Below are 25,719 nucleotides of genomic sequence, written 5' to 3' on the forward strand. Positions count from 1 at the left end.
TCCATTTCAAGCAGATTAATCCCACTGTTTTATTTTGCCGATTACCTTTTCCTTTATTTTAGTGATAAAGGTTGATTCTCCCTTCAATGTCTTTTGCTTATTCCATTCATTGAAGCTGGCAACGGTAATTAAGATTAGACCTGCAACTAATAAATAGAACCACCATGGCATGTGTCCCCAATAGGGTCTCGTTTGCAGAAAAACATTTAATAATAACACACCGGTCCCTACGAAGAAGTATGATTTTATTTGCAGGAACATCCCCGCCAGCATCGATAACAAGGAGAGTGACCCTAGGATAACCGCATCATAAATAGTATTGCTCGCTAACCCATCTTGAATTAAGACAAGTGAAACGCAAACTAGGACTCCCCATTGAATTGCTTTCGTTATATTCGAATACCGCCCTTTTAATAGGATTCTGATAAAAATAATCAAACCAACAAATGGAAGGACTTGCACTTCCCTTTCCCACAAGGGCGGGATATTTAACCTAGCAATAATTGAATAATAAGGCTGTAATAAATAGGCGCCTCCAAGGACAGACATAAAGACCGAAAGATTAACGGGAACTCGCTTTCTCTGCATCCAAAAAGAAACAGCAATCAAAACGCCTGGGAGCGCCTTACTCCATATAGACGGATGCTCAAAAAAGTACATCAGCCAAAAATACAAGAAGGAGACCCCAGTATATCCATCTATTTTAATGTCCGCAAGCTTTGTTCCACTTTGAAACAGTTTTTTATAAACACTCTGTCCGATTAAGGCCAACAGTATTCCTAACCCGCCAGCTAAAAGCAGTTTTTGGAGTGCTTCCATTTCACTTTGGTACGAGAATACAACTGTTGCCATAAAGGTAAGGAATAAGGGAATAAGCCCTACTAAATCCCATTTAATTTTATGCAAATAGAACAGGACAGCAAAAGTATATCCACAGATGACCATGTACGGCACCCATGTAAACGGATAAATCAATAGCATCGATCCAATTCCAATAATCGAAAATGGTACGATATAATAGGCTGTCCGTTTGTTAAATTCCTTCTTGGCTAAAAGTGCAAACATCAGAATAAGACCACTTGTGATTGGAAATTCATACGGTCCAGAAAAGTGAATGTTTAAATAATCGATTCCTGTTGAAACAGCAAAAAATAAAGTTGTAAAACCTCCATAAAGGAAAACTTTGATTTTCCATTCCTTATTGGCTAATTTTGTACTAATTCCATAAGCAAACAATGCCAATATAAAACTATAAATCGAGTCAGTATGATAAACAAACAAGGTAAACACAAGGGCAGCTGGATATATACTGTGACCTGTCCAGGCAAAAGCATCGGCCAAAACCGAATCTTTTTTCCGGCAAAAGAACGCCGTTAACAGAAGCACGATCGCACTAGTTGTGGCAATTAATGAATCCACTGTGCCGCCAAATGGCATTTTCATCCTAATTGCATCAATCAATGAAAAATAGGCTAGCATGGTTGTGATACTGACAAGATATGGAACCCATTTCGTGCCAATCTTTTTATATAAATAGTAATACATCCCAATTCCGGCTGCCAATACGATTGGTTGAACCCACAATCGATTGATTGGGCTTACTAGCGCATGGAAAATTGCCAAAGTATATAATGCCTGGGATATAAAAAATGAAATCCTTTCCAATTCCCTTTCTCCTGCTTTTTTCCAGACAAAGCTCGTCACTAGAACGAGGATTGCCCCTGATGCAAAATTAATCGCATAACCAAATTCTTCACGGTAGTAAATGAAATTGACATTCATTTCTTCAGCAAAAGCGGCAGTGGAAAGTCCTAGGGCACTTGGTAAGACCCATAAGGCAGCTTCCTTATAATAGCTCCTTGTTTCCCTTTTAATGACCAAAAAGGCAATAATCGTAACGAGCAGAAGCATAACCCCTGCTTCCCACCATTGAAAGTGTGAAACCGCACCCAAAAGTCCGAGGGCCATAATCGCGATTCCTACGTCCTTAGAACTATTCTGAACGATTCTTAAATATTTGGCTAATGGTACAACCCCAAACACGCTAAACAAGATAAAGCCAGTCAAAAATAATGTAAGTGAAAAGTTTATACTATTAATTGGTTTGACCAGTAAGAGAATAGCCTCATAGATGCCTGAAGCGGCAAAAACCGAACTCAAATAGGTAAACAGACGGTTTGGACTGTTATGGGATAGATAAATAAAGTTTACAGCAATGATAAAGTAAGCCAGCATTAAGGTAATCGACGGATTGCCTGCTCGAAGCAGAATTCCTTCAAGGGTAATATAAATAAAAGCGAATCCGGAGATCACTGCACTCGTATATTGAAAAACCTTATCGAGAGAAAATCTTCCATTCATCGACCTTGGAACAAATACTACTCCAAATCCGATTAAAGCGTAGACAACCTCGCCAAAGTAATTAAGGAAGCTATGCTCGATAAGCTGATAGGCTCCGTAAACAAGCATAACACTAAAAATAAAATGGTATTCCTTTCGCCCGCTGACATACATCATCGATAAATATATAACCGCAGTCAATAAAAGGTTAAAGCTGTATAGCACCTCGTTGTTGTATAAAAAAAGCATGAAAATTGTACTAAGGACCAAATTGATTTGTACATACGGAACAAATTCTTTTGTAAATAATTTGAGTGATTCCCTCTGTCTTACTTGAAGATAGCCAAAAATAAGCGCCGCATTAAATACCGTCATTCCCAGATAAAAGAAATCAACCTTTAGGTGCAGCCCTGCCAATAAAAAGGCCATCCCCGCAGATAGCGAAACAAAGGTAAACCAGACAAATAGTCTCGAGTTTAAGTTTTTAGCAAACAGAAAATAAACAATCATTGGAAGAAAGCTGCCAAGCATCCCCAGTAGGTAACGCCCTTCTCCGTTTATCGCTAAATACGAACCTAAAAGGCCAAACCATCCAAGTGAAAGAATAAAAATCGGCAAAAATAAACTTCCTAGGACGATAAAGGCAAAGGCTGTTTTATCGATATGCAATACTTTCTTTGTTAACATTGAAATTCCGTAAAATAATAGAGCTACAAATGCAATCGACCCGCTTTTCATGTAGCTTGTCATGGATTCCCAGTTACTTGTAGCTACGAATAACCCGCCTATTAATAAAAAAATAACTCCGATGTTTAACGACCACGTAATGTTCCTTTCACGAACCTCTTCCGGGGTAAGTGTTTTTTTCACTTTTGGCGGTTCTGGAGGTATCGCCATTTTGATTTGTACATTCGCTTCAGCTGGCAGTGGAATCGCTTCTATTTCTACTAAATCCAAATGGTACTGGTGATGCGCCTTGGCGACTGTGTCTACAATACCCTCAGATAGGTACCCTTCTTCTCTTAAGGTAAACAGCTCTTGCCTAAAAATCCGTCTATTCGCTTCCCTTTTATTCGGCTCCATTATATCCCCCCACATTCAACCCTTTAATTGTTAACAGATCCTTGCATTTATTAAGCAACTGTCTGTTTTTCCCTCTATAGTGTAATTTTACACTAACGTCAAATATTTTCAAGATTTTCTCTAAAAAAATCATTGTAAAAAAATAAAGTTGTATGTTTGAGGGTAAAATCTGTATGATATAAGAATGTTGATATTTAAAGATGGAGGAAGTTATGCTTACATTTAATGAGAAATTAGCCATTATCGAATCGTTCCCGGAATTAGAAAGAAAGAATGTTTCCCTCGGCCGCTTAAATTTTCAATTCCCTAATAGTATTTCGGATAAAAAAAATATTGTTTATCATTTACATCCGAATGGAAATGGCTTTGTCTATGCTGGAAAGTCAGGGGACTATGAAACGGACGAAAAGGGTTTGGTAAATATCCGTGATTTTTCCGCCGACCAACTAAGAAAATTACTACAATCTGCGATTGAAGGGTTATCACTAATTGAAAAAACAGCATCTGAGGAAGCAATCATTGGAGATTCATCGGAAGAACGCTGGATTGACGGTGAAAACAATCAGCTAATACTAATAAATGAAAATGAAAGCTGGAATATCTATTATGGATTAAACCTCGATGCCAGCTTTGATACATACGGGGAAGCAGAAGCGTTTTTGCAGGAAGAGGGCTTTAGTAGAAAATAGTCGAAAAAAGGGGCAGTGCTTGAAATTTCAGCACTGCCTTTTTTTCATCTCTTTGATTTTCGATAGCCGCCGTCTTCCGCCTCTTTATCTGTACTAGTCCCCTAATGTATCAAAAAATAAGAGAGAAGAATAAATCTTCTCTCTGTTTTTAATTATTTCCGGATGATTTTACCCCTTTGCTTCCTTTAGGGCCTAAATAATTATAATTATCTGGATTAATAGGTGTATACCCTTCTGGTTTGTAGAAACGGAGCAAATCTTTATAGACGATTTCATCGGACATCTGAAGCTCAGTATTCACTTTTTCAGAAATATCCTTACATGATTCAGCATTTTCCAGTAATTCGCCTGTCTCAGATGAGTAGCACTTATCTTTAATCTGAATGACATCTGAAGACACAAAATCACCATTTCGGAATAAAGTCCAATTTCGGTGATCCTTAGATAAAAGGTCTGAACCAAACTCCATATAATCCTTGGTATCAATACCTAATAAATGAAGAACCGTTGGACGGACATCCACTTCACCGCCGACTTGCTTTTGAACGCCACCTTTAACACCAGGAACATGGATAAATAATGGTACGCGCTGTAATTTCGTATTGATTTCCGGTGTAATTTCGTCAACACCAAGCACTTTTGCCATTGCTTCATTATGGTTCTCGGATATGCCGTAATGATCACCGTACATCACAATCACAGTATTATCATATAAACCATCAGCTTTTAAATCGTTAAAAAACTGTTCAAATGCTTGATCCATGTAATTGGCCGATTGGAAATATTGGTTTACCACCGTATCCCCGAAATCACCGGCCGGAAAATCTGTGTCGCCCGGATCCATCGCAAATGGGAAGTGGTTCGATAATGAAATGAACTTTGTATAGAAAGGCTGTTTCAAACCTTCAAGCATCGGCATTGATTCTTTAAAGAATGGTTTGTCCTTCATTCCATAGTTCTTTGTATTTTCATCTGACATGCTATAGTATTCAGAATCAAAAAATTGATCATAGCCTAAAGCTTTATACATCACGTTGCGGTTCCAGAACGTTTTGATATTACCATGGAATACAGCAGAATTATAGCCATGGCCTTTTAAAATAGCCGGTGCAGCTTGGAAGGTGTTCAGAGCCTTATTAACGAATACCGCACCTTGACCCATAGGATATAAAGAGTTTTCCATTAAGAATTCAGCATCTGATGTTTTCCCTTGTCCTGTTTGATGGTAAAAGTTTTCAAAATAAAAGGTGTTATTATCATGGGCCAAGGAATTTAAAAACGGTGTTGCTTCCTGGCCGTCAGGCAATTTATAGTCAATCATAAAGGTTTGGAAGGATTCCATTGATACATAAATCACATTCATCCCTTTTGCTTTACCAAAGTATTCTGAATTTGGTGCAGCATAATTAGCTTTCCGATAGTTCTCAACATCGGTAATATCACTGCTGTCAGCCAAAGCACGCTGACTTGAAGATTTTATGTTTTGAATAGCATCATAAATCGTAAAGTTATAGGCACCAAGATATTTAACTAAGTAATTTCGGTCAAAGGAACGCGAAAGTAACTGTGGACGATCCTTCTCTGCTAAACCTAGATTAAATAAAAATGTGGTAATGGCAAACAAAAGCACAATTTTAAATGATTTTCTATTCGTTACCGTAACCTTCTTAAAAACGGTTAATGCTAATGCTATTAAAATAAGGAAATCGGTAAAATATAAAATATCAAACGGAGACATTAAAGATAGGGCACTATCTCCGAGTTGACCAGCATTAGTCTTTGTTTGCATTAAAACTGGTACTGTAATGAAATCATTAAAGAAACGATAATAGGCTATATTTGCGTACAATAAGAACGATAAAAAGAAATTTATGATAATCATGACCAGTTTTGTACGCTTCTTAAACAGCAGGGCGATTCCAAAAAAGAATAGGGCAGAGCTCAATGGGTTAATTAAAAGCAGAAATTTCTGCAGGCTATTATCAATTCCTAGTTTAAATTCAAGTTGATATGCCGTATAGGTCTTGATCCAAAATAAAACTACGGCAATTGCAAAAAACGTAATATGACTATTGTTTAATTTTTTAGGCAATTTTAGTTTATTCATTTCTATATTCTCCTCTCACTTACCAATTAAGCTTCGGTAAACGAACCTCAATTACTATATCACATTTTCATAGAAAATAAAAACATAAATCATGCCATTTTCTGTCTTATGTACAGCAATAATTTATGTCAATATTCAAGTTAATTCGACAGAAATGAAAATTCTTGATGGCAAGTCTGCCATATTTTTTGTGTGGGTCATGTGTGGACAAGCCAGTTTCAATCATCATTAATATAAGACGACGAAAGTAAGAAAAAGTTTCACCTACTATTCATTTGCTAATTATCATAAACCTGAACCTTTTTCTATGCAATATGAATTTAGCCTTATTTTTACAGAAAAATGGAACAAACTAATAATAGGAAGAAAGATGGTTGGATAACCGCAATGAAGAAAAATGTCCTGAAAGGGGATTAAAAGTATGCCGAGAATTAGACCCGAATTTACAAAGAGCCCATATTTTGTTGATGAGCCTGGAAATTGGCATTTAAAGGCAGGGGCTCCAAAAGAACTGCAAATGGAGTTGGAAAATTATCTAAACAGCCTTGAAGTCCTAGCTGATCCCGGATCCATGAATGGTGTGGAAATTGATTATCCCTACAACCGTTAAAATGAAAAGAATATATAATAGAAGAAGGCGGTTACACCACTTTCATTTTGGCACTTCCAAATGAATTTTAATTCTTCGTTTGGATAAGTTAAGCAAAAGGAGTGAGGAAAATGCCCAGAGGGAAAGAATTAGAACAGCTTCCAATGGCCAATATAGCGCCGGGAGCGGGAAAAGATGCAAGTAGTTATAACAGAGAGGTGCTTGGGAGTATTGTTTCAAAGGAACAGCCGCAGCCAAGTGATATCGAAAAAGAAAACGAAGATATGTAGAAGGCAGGGAGCTTTCCCTGCCATTATTTGAAGAAAGGGTTTTCTCAGTTTATTTAAGATTTGCAAATCGTTCGAGATCACGATTCTCCCCTATCACGACCAGGACGTCCCCATGGTCTATTTTTTTATCCGGTGACGGCGAAATATTAATTTCATCTCCATGGCGAATGGCAATAACGCTCAAATTATACTTAGCCCTCAAGTCAATCTCCCTTAAGGTTTTGTTCAACATCCGATCCGGTATTTTCACTTCCTCCACACTATAATTCTTTGATATCTCAATAAAATTCAAAACATTGGGTGATAAAAGCTGATGGGCAACTCGAATGCCCATATCCCGTTCCGGAAAAACTACCCAATCCGCCCCCACTTTTTTTAACACTTGGCCATGAAGCTTGTTTAGTGCCTTGGCAATCACCTTTTTAACCCCTAGCTCCTTTAAAAGCAAAACACTAAGGATGCTCGCTTGGATATCATTTCCTATTGCCACAATGACAGTATCAAAATTTCGGATCCCAATCGATTTTAATGCCTCAGCATCTGTCGAATCTGCAATAATCGAATGGGTTGCATACGGATGCGACTCTTCCACCCGCTCCTCATTTACATCCACCCCAAGTACTTCCTGGCCAGATTCAAATAACTTATTGGCAATACTTAGCCCAAATCTACCTAAACCAATTACTGCGTATTGGTTAGCCATTTTTTCATCGAGCCCCCTTGATGTTAAAACTACCCAATCATTATTTTACCCTTAGGGTATCGGAATGAATCCGGATTTCTACGAATGGTGACGGCATAGGCAATTGTTAATGGTCCCACCCTGCCGGCGAACATCGTAAACGTTATAAGTGCCTTTCCTAAAGGAGATAATTCGCGGGATAAGTCCATTGATAAACCAACAGTACCAAATGCGGACGTTGCTTCAAAGACAAGCCTTAAGAAATCGGTCCCCCGCTCCGTAATTGTTAATAACAGCGTAATCGTCATAACAAGAAACAAGGCACTAAAAGTTACGGTCAATGCTTTGTAAATCGTTTCATAAACGATTCTCTGCCGATAAAAAATAACATCTTCCTTTCCACGTATTTGCGACCAAACTGCTCCAATTAATGTAGTAAAGGTAGTTGTTTTAATACCGCCGCCAGTCGAACCAGGAGAAGCGCCGACAAACATTAAAAACACAATTAACAATAAAGATGATTGGGTCATATCGGTTAGATTCAGCGTATTGGCTCCATCAGTTCTGGCTGCAACGGATTGAAATAGCGCCCCGAGTATTTTCCCTGAAAAAGTTAAAGGTTTTAATGTTTTTTCATTAGAAAATTCTAATAAAAAGATTCCAATCGTACCGCCTATTAACAAAAATCCACTTGTTACCAAGACAATTTTTGTATGCAAGGATAACCGTTTAGAATGTCGGTAGTCATAAAGTTCATTCATGACGATAAATCCAATTCCTCCGAGGGTAATTAAGGCACAAATTGTTAAGACAACTGTTGGGTCATCGACATAGGTAGTTAAGCTTTGAAAATGACCTATCAGATCAAATCCCGCATTATTAAAATTTGAAACTGAATGGAAAATTCCGAAATAAATTGCTTTCCCCAGAGGCATCTCATATGAAAAACGAATAGCCAAAATGACTGCCCCGACAAATTCAATTACAGCAGTAAAAATTAATATCCTTCTAGCTAACCGGACAATTCCTTCCATTGATAGGTTATTTAATGATTCCTGCAGCAAAATTCTTTCCTTTAAGGAAATTCTCTTTCCTAATAAAAAGGCAAAAAGTGTGGCGAACGTCATAAATCCAAGGCCGCCAATTTGAATCATAAACAGGATAACTAATTGGCCGAATAACGTAAAAGCAGTACCCGTATCCACGACAACAAGGCCTGTAACACATGTGGCCGATGTGGCTGTAAATAAGGCGTTTAGGAATGAGAGCCCGTGTCCATTGACAGTTGAAACTGGCAGAGTTAATAATAAACAGCCCAATAAAATAATCGCGGCAAATCCCAATACTAGAATCTTAGGAGGATCTAGATAATACTTTTTTCGCTGCATAATTTCCTTCCTAACCCATATTATTTTGGCTATAATTTTATGCTTAAATAAAGGGTTTGTCTATTCTACTTTTCCCAAAGAAACCCTAAATATTTAGGTTTTTTTTCGACTGGCCCTTTTTTCCTTTCATTCTATTTCTCTTTTTGTTAAAATTCGATATACTATAACGGGAAATGTCAATACAGGAAAAATATACCACTCAACTAGCTATAAATAAAAATTATTATCATGATATTACGTGGAAAATTTTTCATATGTGTTATCGATCAATTTACTGATTTTTTTCGAAGAGCTATGACACAAGTCTAGAAAAAAGGGTAAATTAATAATGATTCAATATCTATCTATATAACGATTTGTTAGGAAATTAGAGGGAATGGGAATTGAGGAGGATAAAAATGAATCAAGGAACAAAACAGCTTTTTATTCAAACAGGAAGCCTTGTAGCTGGCTTTATGGTCTGGGTACTAATTTCTTCACTAATGCCATTTATTAAAGAGGATATTAACCTTTCTTCGACGCAAATTGCCTGGGCGACGGCAGTGCCTGTTATCCTTGGCTCACTGCTCAGGATTCCAATTGGATTTTGGGCCAATCGTTATGGTGCCAGAATATTATTTACGATTAGTTTTATTATTTTGCTTCTGCCAATCGCCATTATTAGCTATGCAAATTCGATTTTCATGCTGATACTAGGAGGATTCTTGCTAGGAATTGGTGGGGCAGTCTTTTCAATCGGGGTCACGTCGTTACCGAAATATTATCCGAAAGCTCGTCACGGCTTTATTAATGGAATTTATGGTGCAGGTAATATCGGGACAGCCATTACATCCTTTTCTGCCCCAGTACTCGCTAATTCCTTTGGATGGAGAACGACGATACAGATATATCTAATTGTTGTATTAATTTTTGTGATTATAAATTTCCTATTTGGGGACAAAAAAGAACATAAAGTAAAAAATTCCTTTTCGGCAAGCTTTAAACAGGTTTATAAAAATCCTAAACTTTGGTTTTTAAGTTTATTTTATTTCATTACATTTGGCTCTTTCGTTGCGTTCACTATTTATCTGCCGTCATTTTTAGTTAATCATTTTGAATTAGATAAGGTCGACGCCGGCTTAAGAACAGCAGGTTTCATTGCCCTGGCTACTTTTTTTAGGCCAGTAGGCGGATGGCTTGGTGATAAAATTAATCCTTTTCTTATTCTTATGGCAGTATTTTTCAGCCTAACCTTTGCAGGGTTCCTGCTCTCGTTCACACCATCGCTGCCGATTTATTCCTTCGGTTGTTTGTTAGTTGCCTTCTTCGCAGGGATTGGAAATGGGGCCATCTTTAAGCTAGTTCCATTATATTTTTCAAAACAAGCTGGGATTGTCAATGGAATCGTTGCCGCAATGGGTGGTCTTGGCGGTTTTTTCCCGCCACTCATACTTACGATACTCTTTAATTGGACTGGACATTATGCGATTGGTTTTATGTCGCTATCTGAATTCTCACTTGCAAGCCTTGTTATCGTTGTTTGGCTTTACTATCAAGATAAGCTCGATATTTCCGCTCAGATAGTGAACCATGCTGTTGACGGCATTTGCGTTACTGACGTCAATGGAATTATTCAAAGCGTCAACCCGGCATTCACAAAAATAACCGGGTTTAGCCAGGAGGAAGTAGTCGGAAAAACACCAAGTGTTCTTCAATCTGGGGAACATGACAATGATTTTTATAAAAAAATGTGGGATCGTTTAAAGTCAACAGGATTGTGGGAAGGCTACATTTGGAATAAACGCAAAAATAATGAAATATATAAAGAATGGTTAACGATTACAGCCATCAAAGATGACGCCGGTGAAACAAAAAATTATGTTGGAATGTTCAACGAAGAGACCGAAAACTCAAAGAAAAATTAATATCAATCCAGAGATCTTCTCCCATAGAAGGTCTCTTTTTTATTGATTAATAGATAATTATTACAACTTTTTGTCATTTAACTTGAATTCACAAATCCTTCACTATTTTTGTGACGTACGTCACAAAAATCATGTTACCATGTGGATTATAGTAACAACATAAACAACAGCAACTTGTTAATTTAAAATTAGAAACCATATAGGGGGAAACAATCATGGCCCGAATTAATTATTGGAATCCAGAAGATGAAAAGTTCTGGAACGCAGAAGGAAAAAAACACGCAAGAAGAAATCTATGGATCTCTGTACCATCTTTAATGCTCGCATTTATCGTTTGGCAAATTTGGTCAGTGGTGGCAATCAGACTTAACGATATCGGTTTTCATTTTACCGATGAACAATTATTCACCCTAGCAGCAGTACCAGGTCTTGTTGGGGCAACACTTCGCTTTGTGTATACCTTTGCTGCCGGATCTATGGGCGGTAAGAACTGGACAGTAATCTCGACAGCGGTTTTAGCAATTCCAGCAATCGGAATCGGTTTTGCCGTTCAAAATCCAGATACGCCATTCTCTATTATGCTTTTGCTGGCAGCACTTTGTGGTCTTGGCGGCGGTAACTTTTCATCATCTTCAGCCAATATTAGCTTTTTCTTTCCTAAGAAAGAAAAAGGAACAGCCTTAGGAATTAACGGCGGGTTAGGAAATATGGGTGTATCTGTTGTCCAATTCGTCACACCATTAATTATTACTTCAGGCACTTTCGCACTAGTTGGCGGCAAACAAGTATTAGCAAACGGTCAGGCCGTATATTTACAAAACGCAGCATTTATTTGGGTCATTCCGATTATCATTATGACGGTCCTTGCTATGTTTAAGATGGATAATGTACCAGGAGCAAAACAAACGGTAGCAGATCAATTCGTAATTGTGAAACGAAAACACACTTGGATTATGACTGCCCTTTATGTGGCAACCTTTGGATCATTCATTGGCTATTCTGCAGCATTCCCGTTGTTATTAAAATCTCAATTTCCTGAATACATCTCACTTGCGTTTCTTGGCGCCTTATTGGCAGCTGCTGCAAGACCAGTCGGCGGTTGGATGGCTGACAAACTAGGCGGCGCAAGGGTAACAGCATATGTTTTAGTGATCATGGGAATTGGAGCAGCAGGGGTTATCTATTTCTTAAATGGTAAACAATTCGCCGGATTCTTAATTTCTTTCTTAGTCCTTTTCCTTGCATCTGGTATCGGTTCTGGATCAACATTCCAAATGATTCCAAACATCTTTATTCCGAAAGAAGCAGCACCTGTAATCGGATTTTCAGCTGCATTCGCGGCATACGGCTCCTTCTTCATTCCAAAGCTTTTCGGATGGTCTGTTAAAACAACTGGTACACCAGTTACTGCATTTTACTTCTTTATCGGGTTCTATGTAATTGCTTTTGGACTTAACTGGTTCTTCTACCAACGAAAAGCAACAGCTGCAAGAACATTAGCAAAACAAGCGTAAAAGGTTAACCAAAAAAACCTGCCTAAATGTTTAGGCAGGTTTTTTGATTAGTTATTTAATATTTTTACAGTCACGTGTTTATTACCCCAATTTAAAGCGTCTTGTTTTTCAGGGAGAAAAACATCAATTCGATTGCCTTTAATTGCTCCGCCTGTATCGGCGGCGATAGCGGTACCGTAACCTTCGACATATACTTTACTTCCTAACGGGATGACAGATGGGTCCACAGCAATGACTTTTGCATCGGGGTTAGCATTTAAATCAACACCCGTTGCTGTTGTGCCGGAACATCCTTCACAGGAAGCTGTATAAGCTGTTGCTTTGACAGTAATTTCCTTTGAGTTGTTATTATCACTTGCGGCAGATTCCCTAACGTTGTCAGCCGCTTTTACTGCGGGTTTTTTGCTCTCACTTGTCGCGGCAGCTGGTTGCGAAGAAGATTCATCACGGCCAGTTTCACTTTGATTGGCATTGCTCTTTTTCGATACTGGTGCTGACTCCGCGTTTTTAGCATTATTAGCTATTTCATCATAGATGACAAGCTTTAATCCTGGATGAATCAGGTCTGTATTTAATTTGTTCCATTCTTTTATTTGATTAACCGAAACCTCATATTTCACAGCCACATCCGACAAGGTATCATCCTGCTCGACAGTATATTGTTTTTCAGTCGCAATTGTTAAAACATCTCCCGGATGAATAAGGGCTGAAGAAAGATGATTCCATTTTTGAATATTTTCCACTGAAGTATGATGTTCTTGAGAAAGATCCCAGAGGGTATCCCCTTTTTCCACCGTTACCTCTGCAGCTTGTACATTAGCACCTACTGTTCCTGAGAGTGCAGCTACAGCAATGAATGCTTTTATTTTTTTTATCATTTCCTTACCTCCCATGATTTCACGCTAACTGTAGCAATGATAACATGGATTTTTCTGAAACAAAGAACAGATGGATGTTAATTCATTTACAAGAATGGCAATTATATTACAATAATATTTCTAAGCAACAAAATACTTTGAACAAAAGAATAGTGCAGGAATTTCCTTCCTGCACTATTCTTTAGATTTTTTATATCCTCGAAATCGCAACTGCACAGGCTTTATACTCGGCAGTCCCTGAAATAGGATCATATTCATTTAAGGTTAACACATTCGTAGGCGTTTCACTCCAATGGAAACTCATAAAGACAAGACCAGGCACCACTTGTTCTGTAACCTTTGCCTTCACCTCAAGCTCCCCTCTTCGCGAACGAACCTGTACCACATCTCCGTTCGCAATACCTAGTACAGCAGCATCTTCTGGATGGATATCGACGGTTTCCTCCGTTTGTTTCACTTTGACCCCTGCTGCATAGTGGCGGGTCTGTGTATGAGTATTATAGGATTCATAGCGGCGTCCAGTTGTTAATGTAAACGGATACTCTGCATCTGGCAATTCTAATGGTTCCGTATAGTCCACAGGGACAAATGGGGACTTCTTCACAATTGGCTGCTTGTTATGGAACCTTTCGTGCATAATAAATGTTCCTGGGTGGCTTTCATCAGGGCAAGGGTAATGGATGCTATACTCTTTCTCAAGCCGCTCGTAGGAAATGCCGCCATACATCTCCCAGGCAAGCTTTCTAACCTCATCCCAGATTTCCTCACTATTATGATAGTGCATTGGATAGCCCATCATTGTAGAAAGATCACAAAGGATTTCCCAGTCTTCTTTTGTATTAGGATGTGCATCGATTGCTTTACGAACACGTTGGATTCTGCGATCCGTGTTGGTATACGTTCCTTCCACCTCTCCCCATGAACGAGCAGGCAGAACAACATCGGCCATCTTCGCGGTTTCCGTCATAAAAATATCCTGGACGATTAATAAATCGAGCTTTTCAAATAGCTTTTTCGTATGATTCATATTAACATCGGCAAGCAGCGGATTTTCGCCAATTATATAAAGAGCTTTTAACTCGCCCATTTCTAAGCGATCAAAAGTACGGGTTTGCGTGTCACCAGCTTGTGGATTCAGCTCTACCTTCCATTCATTTTCATATCGAGCTCGGAATTCATCATTTGCTAGGCTCATTGCTCCTGCCAATTGGTTTGGTAAACAGCCCATATCACCTGCACCTTGGACATTATTTTGTCCCCGAAGCGGCATAATCCCCGTTCCTTCTTTCCCGATGTTCCCAGTTAATAAGGCTAAATTAGCAATATCAAAAACATTGTTCACACCACAATGGTGCTCGGTAATACCCAGTGTATAGGCGATCATTGAACTGCTCGAACTCGCATATTCCCTTGCTGTTGCAATAATATCTTCCGCCTTTAAGCCGGTTATTGCCGCTGCAGCTTCCGGTGTATACGGCTCAACTTGTTTGGCTAATTTATCGAAGTCGATTGTAAATTGCTCGATAAATTCCTGATTGTATAGGCCTTCCTTCATGATAACGTGAATGAATGCATTAATTAGCGCAATATCTGAGCCTACATTGATTTGTAAATGGCGATGGGCCACTTTCACCATATCAATTTTTCTTGGATCAATGACAATGATTTTGAGACCCGATTTTACGGCCTTTTTCATACGATTGGCGATAATTGGGTGTGCCTCTGTCGTATTTGAACCCATTAGAAGTAATACTTCTGCCTTATCAAAATCTTCAAGAGTATTAGTAGGGAAACCGCTTCCAAAAACAGTTGCCAGACCGGCAACGCTAGGAGCATGTCACGTTCGGTTACAGCCATCAATATTATTGCTGTGGATGACCGTTCTCATAAATTTTTGCGTAATAAAGTTGGATTCATTTGTACTTCTTGCACAAGCAAACATACTTATCGCGTTGGAACCCCATGTTGTTTTAACTGCGGATAATTTATTGGCAATGAATTGATAGGCTTCTTCCCATGTTGTTTCAACTAGCTGACCAGATGTCCTAATAAGTGGAGATGTTAATCGATTTTTCGCATGGACATATTCATAGGCAAATGCACCCTTTACACATGTTTGTCCCTTGTTCACCGGTGCTTCTTTATCCCCGCGGATTTTCATTATTTTATTATCCTGGACTTCAAGGACTAAGCCGCACCCAGTACCACAGTATCCGCAGATTGTTTTCACAAAATTTGCTTCAGCCACTTTGTTCCCTCCCATAAAATACTTTTATACCTATATAACCATATTAATCTATTTATTCCTTTTGTAGATTCCTTTTTTGAAAATATTTTGTCTTTTTTTAAAAGGATTAATTTGGATATAAAAAAAACGAGAGTAGATCTCTCGTTTTTTTAAGGAAAAGGGGCGGAGCGCCGCAGAAACGAATCTGCATATTCCAACTATGTGAAAATATACATTTTTTTCTTTGAATAGGTGAAGCTTAGCTCTGCTCACACCGCCTTTATTAAGTTAGTCAGGTTCTTTGGATGATTTATATTTCAATAGTAGGTGGTGCCGTGAAACGGTATTTCCGTTTAAGCAATTTTTGCCGGCAGTAAAATATTAAAGGTTGTGCCTTTATTTGGCTCGCTTTCAACAAATACTTTACCATTGTGACTTTCAATAATTTTGAAGCTAACCATTAATCCTAAACCGTTCCCGTTCTTCTTGGTAGTGAAAAACGGTTCCCCGAGCTTCTGCAATTTTTCCTTCGATATCCCAACCCCTGAATCCTGAATCGAGATTTGTACATTATTATCGTGAATAAATGTTTTAACCTGCAGATCCCCGCCATTTGGCATCGCTTCGATCCCGTTTTTAATGAAATTTAGAAAAACCTGCTTTAAGCGGTTTTCATCACATTCAATCTGGATAATTTCATGATCACAGTCAAATGACAAGCGAACATTCTTCTTGCGCGCTTCAAATTCAATCAGCGAAACAACATTTTGAATCACAGGAATGACATTCTTTTCTTCTAATTCGACTGCCTTTGGTTTTGCTAATACCATAAAGTCCTCAACAATCGTATTAACCCGCTCAATTTCATCAAGAATGATATTCAAAAACTCCTGCCGCTCCGGATCTTTTTCATCTAGCTGTAAGAATTCTGTATATCCTTTCATTGAGGTAAGCGGATTGCGGATTTCATGGGCGACACCTGCTGCCAATTGCCCTACGGCGGCAAGCTTATCCTGGCGGTGCAGGACCTCCTCTGTTTTTTTCCGCTCTGTAATATCATTACGGATGGCTAAATATTGGTACGGTCTTCCTTGTTCATTTAAAAAGGGAACAATTGTTGTGTCCACCCAATAATACGTCCCATCCTTTGCCTTATTTCTAATTTCACCTTTCCATACATTTCCCTCACCAATCGTCTTCCAAAGGTTTTTGAAAAAGTCTTTTGAGTGGTATCTTGAATTGAGTATATTATGGTCTTTTCCAAGTATTTCTTCACGGCTATACTTGGAAATTTCACAGAACTTGTCGTTAACACTGGTAATCTTCCCTCTTGCATCCGTAAAGGCTACGATCGAGGATTGATCAAGGGCAAATTTAATATCATTATTCTCTTTAATTGTTTCCTTTAGATGCCCCTCTGCCCTTTTTCTGTCAGAGATATCCGACCGAATCGCAATATATTGGATTGGTTTTCCTTTTTTATTCAAAAAAGGAACAATCGTGGTATCAACCCAATAGAATGTGCCGTCCTTTGCTTTATTACGGATTTCTCCGCGCCAAATCTTTCCGGATTGGATCGTTTTCCATAGATCCTTAAAGAACTCCTTTGAATGATGTCCTGAATTTAATATCCGATGATTCATACCGATAATTTCTTCTTGTTTATACTTTGAAATCTCTTCAAATTTATCATTCACATAGATGATTGTTCCACTAGGGTCTGTAATCGCAACAATTGTTGACGCATCAAGCGCTGCCTTAATATCCTTTAAATTTGTATCTGTCGCCGCTAACTGCTTACTAATTAAAGTACTCGATACAATGAGTCCGCCAATAATTAACACTGAAACAATTAGGACTAAATAAATAAAAAAGGGACTTTCTGTGTTTGACCCATTTAGGACTTCACTTGTTGTTACAGTAGCCCGCTTTAACAAGAAATGTCCTTCGACAATAGCGGTCGACATGATAATGGCACTAATTGGTTTTAACCAAGCCTGATGACTTTGATTGTAGCTTTTTGAAGAAAAAAGAATCCATAAAGAAAATAAAAATGACCCTGCGATTAACAACCCCGAAAAAGTAAATAAAGGTAGATTGTACTTTACATTTAGGTTCATCGCATAAAGTCCAATTACTTGAATCGCAATAACGGCAAACGTTAGAAATAAACTACCGACGAGTAAATGGTAAAATCGAATCGTTTTAGCATAAAGCAAAAGAAAGGCCATTCCTGTAAAAGCTACCCCAATAAAAATGGAAAGAATCGTTAGTGGTATGTGATAGCTGGCAAATCGGTCTGTATCGGCGGAGATCAGTCCCATAAAATTCATTACCCATATTCCAATGCCCATTGAGAATGTACCACCAAGGAACAATAGCCGTTTATTTTGGTCGGATGTTCTAATTAAGGTAAACATATCTAATGCTGTATATGATGCCATGATGGTTAACCCAATAGCAATAAAAATAAAATAAGGATGAAAAGCTCCTAACAATGCATTCATTAACCAGCATCCCCCGTTCCCTTATCTGTTTCTACTATGATTGTAATGTAAATAAGAAAGTTATGGAAGTATAAAATCAATAGGAAAGGCAAATTTATTTTGCCCTAAAAATAATATTCATTTAAATTACCCTTTATTGGTTTTTGTGATAAAAGTCTTATTTTTTAAAATTCTTCGGTTTTTTCAAAAAAAGGCTACACAATTTTGTGTTTTTTGTTTATACTGTACTATAACAACGACACTTCAAATAAACTGTATTAATAAAGGGGGAGCTTTTTATGTTAATGAGTCCAGTTGAATTTTTTAGAAATTTGCCAAAGAAAGAATGTCCAGAATGTGGTCAGCACATTATGGAGGAACAAGCGGAAAGTTATTTAATGGAATGCGATCGCTGTTTATCGAAAAGAGAAGAGTAATATTTGAAAAAAACTCTCCAGGTAATGGAGAGTTTTTTCACGTTATTTCCTTTTTGGATAGGATTAGCCAGGGATAATCCTTGCTTTGGAAACAAAACCTTTAATAAAGGAGATGATGGGAATGGCGAAAAAGGAAGAGTATTTAACAACTGCTCCAAGAGAACCCCAAGTGACGATAAATAATGGTGCTATTTTTCCTAATTTAAAAAATATTGCTGGGGATTCGGTGGATGAACATAAATTCCTTGAAGAAGCGAACACGATAATTGCAGGCGATGAAATTGGACAGCAGAACGAAAATCTATAGCAGTTTGGTTTTTGGGGTAAAAAAGAGACTGTCCATTTTCCAGTGACAGTCTTCTGTATTATCCCGTAGTTAAATTTTCGGAAGCTCTCTTATTTCTTGCATCATTTCATTGCCGCACATGGGGCAAAGTAAGTCGTCCGCAACAAAATCCTTTCTCATCCAACCGATACACGAATGATCCATACATGAATAGATTTCAGTATCCACCAGTATTACTTCAATTTCTTCTTCTTTACGTTTACCATAAAAAATGAGAACCGCCTCCTTTTTCATAGTATGTCCAAAAAGTCCCTTTTCATTTCCGGAAACGATTATAACTTTGGAGGAATTTAAAAATGAAAATTAAAGAAAACTCGCCGTTAGGCGAGCCGTTAGGCGAGCCGTTAGGCGAAGACAGAGGCGTAGTTGCACTTATGCCTGATAGGAAAGTTAATACTTTCCTATCGGCTAAAACAAGATATACCGTAGTAGGAACTGATATTGAAGAGGTCAAACGGTTAAACAGCCAGTCTGGTTTAAGCTATAATGAAGTAAAAGCGTTAATTGCTAAAAATTATATGAAACAGAAATAATAAAGCGCTGGAACTTCTTCACAAAAGTTCCAGCCTTCATTTTTTTATTCATTATAATCTATCGTTATATTTTCCTCATGTCCTTTGGAAAGAAGTTTGCTTTTCTTGCGGTTTTCTTTCGTTTGGAAAATAATATCAAAATCATAATCGTCAGGGTACAGCTCATTGGCCGCGATATATAGCGTAATCCTTTTATGGTTGATTGAAACTTTCTCTCCTTTAATCTGGACGAGATAACTCCCTTCGGTATCTGGACCGGAATAAACAATTCCAAACTCATTTGTTGACGGGATTTTTACATTATCACCCTGTTGAAAAATTGACATTTTCATCTCGGTTTTGTTTGTGTCCCTTTTACGGTTCTTGTATTTATTAACCATCACTTGTTTATCTAATTCCTTCAATTGCCAAGTTTCTGTTACTCCCGTTGTATACTGCATCTCTTCCTTATAAGTAATCTGATGGGCTCTCTCAATGATTTTCGGGTGAATCCCAAGCTTTAGAGCGATAGCAAACGCCTGACTATCCCCACCTCGTCCTATATTCAAACGATAGGTTGGACTAAGAGTATTTAAATCAAATTCCATCGAACCATTTATAAATCCGTGATGTATTTCGGCGAACTCTTTAATCTCACTATAATGTGTTGTTGCCAGGATGGCCGCTCCTTTTTCATAAAGGGTTTCCAGTATCGCTGTCGCCAGTCCCATTCCTTCCCCGGGATCCGTTCCAGACCCTAGTTCATCTAATAAAACCAATGTCCGGTTAGTAGTGTCCTGCAAGATTTCAATGATATTAACAATCCTTGAACTGAATGTACTTAAATTTTCAGCTATACTCTGTCCGTCCCCGATATCCACCAGTATCTTCTCAAAGATACAAAGGGTACTTTCTTCGGATGCAGGAACATGAAGACCGCACTGAACCATTAATGTTAATAGACCAACAGTTTTAATTGTTACCGTTTTTCCGCCCGTATTCGGACCGGTAATGACTAATGCCTGTAGCTCCCTACCTAACTGGAGTGACAACGGCACCGCTTTTTCTCCTAAAAGCGGATGCCTCGCTTGAATCAAGTTAATTTCATCTGTATCATTAATACTCACTTTAGAGCCATTAATAAAACGACAATACTTTGCTTTTGCAAATAGGAAGTCATAGTGGATCATTGTTTCCATTGCTAGGTGGATCTGCTGTTCCTTTTCCTCCACTAAGCCGGTTAAGTAACTCAACACCTTTTGCTCTTCGATTTCTTCATCGGCAACGGACCATGTTAACTGTTCCTGGTAAATGGCGATTTCTTCAGGCTCAATAAACAGAGTGGAACCGGAAGCCGAAGTATCTAACACCGTTCCTTTTAGTTTATTGCGAAATTCCTTCTTAATCGGAATAACATAACGTCCATTTCTTTGGCTGACTATATTTTCCTGCAGATAGGATTTATATTTATTCGAGCGAATCAGTTGCAGTGTTTTTTCTTTCAGCCGTTCCTCAAGTATCGCTATTTGCTTTCTTATTTTTGATAGCTCCTTGCTCGCATAATCATCTACTCTGCCATTTCGAATACAGCGGATGATTTCATTTGCTAACTCAGGTAATTCATCAATTGCATCTATATAGGAAGACACTCTTGGAGCATAGTAAACTTTATCCTTCATAAAGCGGCGCATCTTGCCGCAGCAATCCAAAAAATCATAAAACTTTGTCAACTGGTCTGGTCTAAGCACAGCTCCTTTATTCATATTCCCTATCAGCTGTCCCATCCCGTCCAGTCCATGTACAGGAACACTCGCACTCTTTTTCAATATCTCAACCGCCTCTGAAACCTCATCAAGCCAAGCCTCTATTTGCCTTTTATTGGTAGAAGGTGTCAGGCACCCGATTTTTGTTTTCCCTTCTTTTGTTAAGGCAAATTGTGCGATTTGTTCTTTTATTTGATTGAATTCTAATGTGTTAATGGTGTGCTGGTTCATTTTATTTTCCTCCTGAAATTAAAAATAGCCGCAATGAACAATGTCATTGCGGCTAAAGGATACTGAGTGGTTTCACTCATTTTTCATACTCAAATTTAACCAAAATAAAAACTGTCTACACGAGTGTACACAGCTACATTGGTAAAAAGATGTATGCTTATGCTTGCCCATTGTTCTTAACTTCATTCCATGACTAAATAAGCCCCCGTACAAAGATTAAAAAAAACGAGGTTAACTGGAATGAACCTATCCAATTGATTGGATTAGTTAAGAACGACACCTAACATAAAACATGCTCCCTTACATGAAAAATTAAATTCTTCTAAAGAATATGATATTTGGAACCATTTGTCAATATTAAAAGGTAAACCTCGTTTAAAAAAATAAAGGAATAAGATACGGGATGATAAACGAGGTGATCACAGCGGAAATTCCCATCGCCGCACCCGCAACTGCCCCTTGTACCTCCCCTTCTTTTACAGCCTCAGCGGTTCCAATGCCATGGGCAATCGTACCAATGGACAGCCCCCTGGCAAATGGGTGATCCACCTTGATCAGGTTCAGGAGCTTTGCCCCAAACATCGCGCCAATCATTCCAGTAATAATTACGTAGGCAGCAATTAACGAAATATTGCCATGGATAATCTTCCCTATTTCTGTTGCGACCGGAACGGTAACCGATTTTACGGTTAAAGCAAGCGTAAATGGTTTCGAAAATTGAAAGCATTTTGCTATTAGAATGGCCGATGTTATCGTGGTCACAATCCCGATTGATATTCCGATAATGGCTGCGCCAAAGTATTTGGCAAACAAAAGCCGATTTTTGTAAATGGGAACCGCTAGTGCGACCGTTGCGGGTCCAAGCAAATAGGTCATGATGTTTTTTGCAGGAATGTATTCATCAAAAGAGACATTTGAAGCAACTAATATAAAAATGATGATGATCGTGCTTATAAATACCGGACTTGTTAACGGAGAGGAATATTTCGCTGCTAAAAAACGAGCAAGATGATAGACAGATACGGTTAAGAGAATGCTATAAAGCGTGATCATGATAATTCACTTTTTCCTTTTCTTTTTTCATAATGACAGCTTGTGTTGCTTTTCCTGCTGATAAAATTCCAATAAAAGCACTGACGATAAGAACAAAAAGTAATGATAGGCCTTTATTTATTAAAGCTGGCCCTAATGTCATTAATCCTACAGAAATCGGAATAAAAAAGAAGCCTAGATGCTTAAGCAGCCAGCCAGCTGCCATTTCTATATGGTCAATCTGAATGACACGTAGCCAAAGCAATAAGAAAAGAATAATAATTCCGCTGACGTTACCAGGAATCGGCAAATGGAAAATCCGTACCGTTAGATTGCCAATTTGATAAATACCAATAAGAATTACCATTTGTATCGAAAATTTCCCTATCTTTCTAATCATGTTAAACACCTGTCTTCCCAAAATTACAACCAATAATAATAATAATAAGTATAAAGGAAGGATAAATCAGACGCATTATGTTTGTTCACATAATATCCATATCTTTTTTTAAAAAACTTCTTTATCTTAATGATAGGAGGGATAGTAATGAAAAAAATCTATCTCATTTGCAGTCTTGCCGTGTTCTTAGGGGTTGCCGGAGGAATTTCTTTCTTTCTCATTCGGGATGCAAATGCGGCAATACCAGCAAATGTCAGCTTAATTAACCAGAATGGCGATAGCTATATTTTTGGTAAGGATAAGACCAAATTAAAGCTAATTGAATTTATTTATACCCATTGTCCAGACATTTGCCCAACGACCACACAAAAGATGGTGGCCTTGAAAAAGGATTTAGTAAAAAGCGGCGTTTTCGGTAAGGATATTGAATTTATCACGATTACCATTGACCCCTTTCGTGATACCCCGGAGATTCTTCAAGGCTATATGCAAGGATTCGGAATTAACAATGACAATCATTGGATGTTTTTAACTGGGGAAAAGAAAAATATTAAAAAGGACCAAAGCAAAATTAACCAAGTAACGGATGCCTTGCAATTTCAATACAAAGACCCGGGAAACGGGCAGTTTGTCCATTCCACCTTTATTTATTTAGTAGATCAAAACAATAAATTTGTCGCGAAATTTCCAATGGGAAAAGACTTTAATAAACAAGAGGTCTACAACAAAATAATGGGGAAAATTAGGTGAATAAAAAAAAGCGGTTAGTCCCTTGGATCAATCGCTTTTTATTACCAATTTTTCTTATTCAATTCACGGATGAAGGAAATTTTTTTATTTGCTGTAAAGATAAAAGGTAATTGGACTTTGGTTTGGTTAGACTCGCTTTGATACCTGCTTTTTTTAACTTGTTAACGAGTTCAGTAAGCTGTTTTTTTGCCATACTTTTCACCCTCTTTAAGACTTCTTAAAAACAATTCTACACCAAAATTATGAATAAAGTGTGAAAATGGAAAAATTTTTTTAGAAAATTTTTCTTACTAAATCTAATCCTTCACTAAGGAATTCGCTCTTCTTCTATTTTCATGGTATAATATATGGCAATATGGTTTTTTGGAGGATGTTTTAAATATGATTACCGTTAGTAACGTAGGTTTACGATATGGAGACCGAAAGCTTTTTGAAGATGTAAACATTAAATTTACACCCGGGAACTGCTACGGCCTTATCGGCGCAAATGGCGCCGGAAAATCAACTTTTTTGAAAATTTTATCCGGTGAAATCGAAGCGCAAACCGGAACAGTACAACTTGGACCGAATGAACGAATGGCTGTTTTAAAACAGAACCATTTTGAATATGAGGAATTTGAAGTATTAAAAACCGTTATCATGGGTCATACAAGACTTTACGAAGTCATGCAGGAAAAAGACGCGATTTACATGAAAGAAAACTTTACAGATGAAGATGGCATGAAAGCAGCCGAACTTGAGGGTGAGTTTGCTGAATTAAATGGCTGGGAAGCTGAACCAGAGGCTGCGATTCTATTAAAAGGTCTTGGAATTGGCGAAGACCTTCACGATAAAAAAATGGCTGACCTTTCCGGCTCAGAAAAAGTGAAAGTCTTGCTTGCCCAGGCATTATTCGGCAGACCAGATGTGCTGCTTCTCGACGAGCCGACAAACCACTTGGACATTAAAGCCATTCAATGGCTTGAGGATTTCTTAATTAACTTTGAAAATACCGTTATTGTTGTTTCCCATGATCGTCATTTCCTAAATAAGGTTTGTACGCACATCGCTGATTTGGACTTTGGAAAAATCCAAGTCTATGTCGGCAACTATGATTTCTGGTATGAATCAAGCCAGTTAGCCACAAGACTGACATCTGATGCGAACAAAAAGAAAGAAGAAAAAATCAAGGAATTGCAAGCCTTTATTGCCCGCTTTAGCGCAAATGCTTCTAAGTCAAAACAAGCAACTTCCCGTAAGAAATTGTTAGATAAAATAACACTTGATGATATAAGACCTTCCTCACGCCGGTATCCTTTTGTTGGATTTACACCAGATCGTGAAATAGGAAACGATTTATTAAGAGTGGATGGGTTAACAAAAACAATTGACGGTGTAAAAGTCCTTGATAATATTAGTTTTACAATGAATAAAGGTGACAAAATTGCGCTTGTCGGTACCAATGAGGCTGCCAAGACGACACTTTTCAAGATCCTAATGGGTGAAATGGAAGCCGATGCCGGAACTTTCAAATGGGGAATTACCACTACACAGGCTTATTTTCCTAAGGATAACTCCGAGTATTTCGAAAACAGCGAGCTCAACCTTGTAGATTGGCTTCGCCAGTTTTCTCCAAAGGATGATAGCGAAAGCTTCTTAAGGGGATTCTTAGGAAGAATGCTTTTCTCTGGGGAAGAAGTGTTAAAGAAAGCAAGCGTCCTCTCAGGGGGAGAAAAAGTTCGCTGCATGCTCTCCAAAATGATGCTAAACGGCGCGAATGTGTTACTACTTGATGAACCAACAAACCATCTTGACTTAGAATCGATTACTGCTCTCAATAATGGATTAATCAATTTTAAAGGCTCATTATTGTTTGCTACACATGACCATCAATTCATTCAAACCATTGCCAACCGCGTGTTTGAAATAACACCAAATGGCTTAGTTGATAAGCAAATGTCATATGATGAATACCTTGAAAATGCAGATGTTCAAAAACAAGTTGCTGAAATGTATCAATAATAAAAAAAGGCGCCCAGATTTTTTAATCTCAGGGTGCCTTTTTCTTCTTATCAGAACTTAAATCATTGAA

General features: G+C 38.1%; 21 protein-coding genes. 10 read left to right on the forward strand and 11 right to left on the reverse strand.

Going from position 1 to position 25,719, the window contains the following annotated elements; translation table 11 throughout:
• Positions 1-15: 15 nt before the first annotated feature.
• A complete protein-coding gene (locus BANVL01_RS10130) occupies positions 16-3,423 on the reverse strand; it encodes a hypothetical protein (protein WP_066088687.1) in 3,408 nt (1,135 codons plus the stop codon).
• A 212-nt stretch (positions 3,424-3,635) separates the two neighbouring features.
• Here BANVL01_RS10130 and BANVL01_RS10135 point away from each other — a divergent pair, with 212 nt between their 5' ends.
• The gene (locus tag BANVL01_RS10135) at positions 3,636-4,112 is read left to right on the forward strand and encodes a hypothetical protein (protein WP_066088690.1); all 477 of its coding nucleotides are present in this window, start codon (positions 3,636-3,638) and stop codon (positions 4,110-4,112) included.
• 148 nt (positions 4,113-4,260) lie between these two features.
• On the opposite strand, the gene ltaS is transcribed toward BANVL01_RS10135, so the two are convergent.
• Positions 4,261-6,219 carry a lipoteichoic acid synthase gene (ltaS, locus tag BANVL01_RS10140; protein ID WP_066088696.1) on the reverse strand — a complete coding sequence of 653 codons (1,959 nt, stop codon included), beginning with the start codon at positions 6,217-6,219 and terminating at the stop codon, positions 4,261-4,263.
• 421 nt (positions 6,220-6,640) lie between these two features.
• Here ltaS and BANVL01_RS10145 point away from each other — a divergent pair, with 421 nt between their 5' ends.
• Positions 6,641-6,829 carry a hypothetical protein gene (locus BANVL01_RS10145; RefSeq protein WP_066088699.1) on the forward strand — a complete coding sequence of 63 codons (189 nt, stop codon included), beginning with the start codon at positions 6,641-6,643 and terminating at the stop codon, positions 6,827-6,829.
• A 110-nt stretch (positions 6,830-6,939) separates the two neighbouring features.
• Positions 6,940-7,098 carry a hypothetical protein gene (locus BANVL01_RS27750; RefSeq protein ID WP_169803164.1) on the forward strand — a complete coding sequence of 53 codons (159 nt, stop codon included), beginning with the start codon at positions 6,940-6,942 and terminating at the stop codon, positions 7,096-7,098.
• A gap of 49 nt (positions 7,099-7,147) precedes the next feature.
• On the opposite strand, the gene BANVL01_RS10150 is transcribed toward BANVL01_RS27750, so the two are convergent.
• Both BANVL01_RS10150 and BANVL01_RS10155 read right to left on the reverse strand, forming a co-directional pair.
• A complete protein-coding gene (locus tag BANVL01_RS10150) occupies positions 7,148-7,801 on the reverse strand; it encodes a potassium channel family protein (protein ID WP_066088702.1) in 654 nt (217 codons plus the stop codon).
• A 29-nt stretch (positions 7,802-7,830) separates the two neighbouring features.
• Positions 7,831-9,168 carry a TrkH family potassium uptake protein gene (locus BANVL01_RS10155; protein ID WP_066088703.1) on the reverse strand — a complete coding sequence of 446 codons (1,338 nt, stop codon included), beginning with the start codon at positions 9,166-9,168 and terminating at the stop codon, positions 7,831-7,833.
• A 398-nt stretch (positions 9,169-9,566) separates the two neighbouring features.
• On the opposite strand from BANVL01_RS10155, the gene BANVL01_RS10160 reads away from it, so the two are divergent.
• Both BANVL01_RS10160 and BANVL01_RS10165 read left to right on the forward strand, forming a co-directional pair.
• Entirely contained in the window at positions 9,567-11,072 is a 1,506-nt protein-coding gene (locus BANVL01_RS10160; RefSeq protein ID WP_066088706.1) for an MFS transporter, read from the forward strand.
• Between the two features lie 215 nt (positions 11,073-11,287).
• Positions 11,288-12,586, forward strand: coding sequence for an MFS transporter (locus BANVL01_RS10165; protein ID WP_066088708.1), 1,299 nt, complete (start codon positions 11,288-11,290; stop codon positions 12,584-12,586).
• Positions 12,587-12,633: 47 nt separating this feature from the next.
• On the opposite strand, the gene BANVL01_RS10170 is transcribed toward BANVL01_RS10165, so the two are convergent.
• The 3 genes from BANVL01_RS10170 to BANVL01_RS10185 form a co-directional block, all read right to left on the reverse strand.
• Positions 12,634-13,464, reverse strand: a complete 831-nt coding sequence (locus tag BANVL01_RS10170) for a LysM peptidoglycan-binding and 3D domain-containing protein (protein WP_066088711.1) — start codon at positions 13,462-13,464, stop codon at positions 12,634-12,636.
• 190 nt (positions 13,465-13,654) lie between these two features.
• Positions 13,655-15,727: a formate dehydrogenase subunit alpha gene (gene fdhF, locus BANVL01_RS10175; protein WP_235845529.1), complete on the reverse strand. Its 2,073-nt coding sequence runs from the start codon at positions 15,725-15,727 to the stop codon at positions 13,655-13,657.
• A gap of 317 nt (positions 15,728-16,044) precedes the next feature.
• Complete coding sequence (locus BANVL01_RS10185; RefSeq protein WP_066088720.1) at positions 16,045-18,198, reverse strand: PAS domain S-box protein; 2,154 nt, start codon at positions 18,196-18,198, stop codon at positions 16,045-16,047.
• A gap of 278 nt (positions 18,199-18,476) precedes the next feature.
• On the opposite strand from BANVL01_RS10185, the gene yhfH reads away from it, so the two are divergent.
• Together yhfH and BANVL01_RS10190 are read left to right on the forward strand one after the other, a co-directional pair.
• Positions 18,477-18,614 carry a protein YhfH gene (gene yhfH / locus BANVL01_RS26705; protein ID WP_007086707.1) on the forward strand — a complete coding sequence of 46 codons (138 nt, stop codon included), beginning with the start codon at positions 18,477-18,479 and terminating at the stop codon, positions 18,612-18,614.
• Positions 18,615-18,735: 121 nt separating this feature from the next.
• Positions 18,736-18,921, forward strand: coding sequence for a hypothetical protein (locus tag BANVL01_RS10190; protein WP_066088723.1), 186 nt, complete (start codon positions 18,736-18,738; stop codon positions 18,919-18,921).
• 69 nt (positions 18,922-18,990) lie between these two features.
• Here BANVL01_RS10190 and BANVL01_RS10195 read toward each other — a convergent pair whose 3' ends face one another.
• Entirely contained in the window at positions 18,991-19,194 is a 204-nt protein-coding gene (locus BANVL01_RS10195; RefSeq protein ID WP_082804945.1) for a cold-inducible protein YdjO-related protein, read from the reverse strand.
• A gap of 62 nt (positions 19,195-19,256) precedes the next feature.
• On the opposite strand from BANVL01_RS10195, the gene BANVL01_RS10200 reads away from it, so the two are divergent.
• Entirely contained in the window at positions 19,257-19,493 is a 237-nt protein-coding gene (locus tag BANVL01_RS10200) for a hypothetical protein (protein ID WP_066088727.1), read from the forward strand.
• Between the two features lie 44 nt (positions 19,494-19,537).
• Here BANVL01_RS10200 and BANVL01_RS10205 read toward each other — a convergent pair whose 3' ends face one another.
• From BANVL01_RS10205 to BANVL01_RS10215, 3 genes are all read right to left on the reverse strand, one after another.
• On the reverse strand, positions 19,538-21,466 hold the full coding sequence (locus BANVL01_RS10205) for an endonuclease MutS2 (protein ID WP_066088730.1): 1,929 nt from the start codon (positions 21,464-21,466) through the stop codon (positions 19,538-19,540).
• A gap of 375 nt (positions 21,467-21,841) precedes the next feature.
• Complete coding sequence (locus tag BANVL01_RS10210; RefSeq protein ID WP_066088733.1) at positions 21,842-22,519, reverse strand: LrgB family protein; 678 nt, start codon at positions 22,517-22,519, stop codon at positions 21,842-21,844.
• Positions 22,503-22,898, reverse strand: a complete 396-nt coding sequence (locus tag BANVL01_RS10215; RefSeq protein WP_066147855.1) for a CidA/LrgA family protein — start codon at positions 22,896-22,898, stop codon at positions 22,503-22,505. Before BANVL01_RS10215 ends, BANVL01_RS10210 begins: the two co-directional genes overlap by 17 nt.
• 147 nt (positions 22,899-23,045) lie before the next feature.
• Between BANVL01_RS10215 and BANVL01_RS10220 the strand changes: the two genes are divergently transcribed.
• Positions 23,046-23,648: an SCO family protein gene (locus BANVL01_RS10220; protein ID WP_066088736.1), complete on the forward strand. Its 603-nt coding sequence runs from the start codon at positions 23,046-23,048 to the stop codon at positions 23,646-23,648.
• 381 nt (positions 23,649-24,029) lie between these two features.
• Positions 24,030-25,649, forward strand: coding sequence for an ABC-F family ATP-binding cassette domain-containing protein (locus tag BANVL01_RS10225; protein ID WP_066088741.1), 1,620 nt, complete (start codon positions 24,030-24,032; stop codon positions 25,647-25,649).
• The last annotated feature ends 70 nt before the right edge of the window (positions 25,650-25,719 follow it).

The organism is Neobacillus novalis NBRC 102450 (genome assembly GCF_001591805.1).
Lineage (GTDB): Bacteria > Bacillota > Bacilli > Bacillales > Cytobacillaceae > Neobacillus > Neobacillus novalis.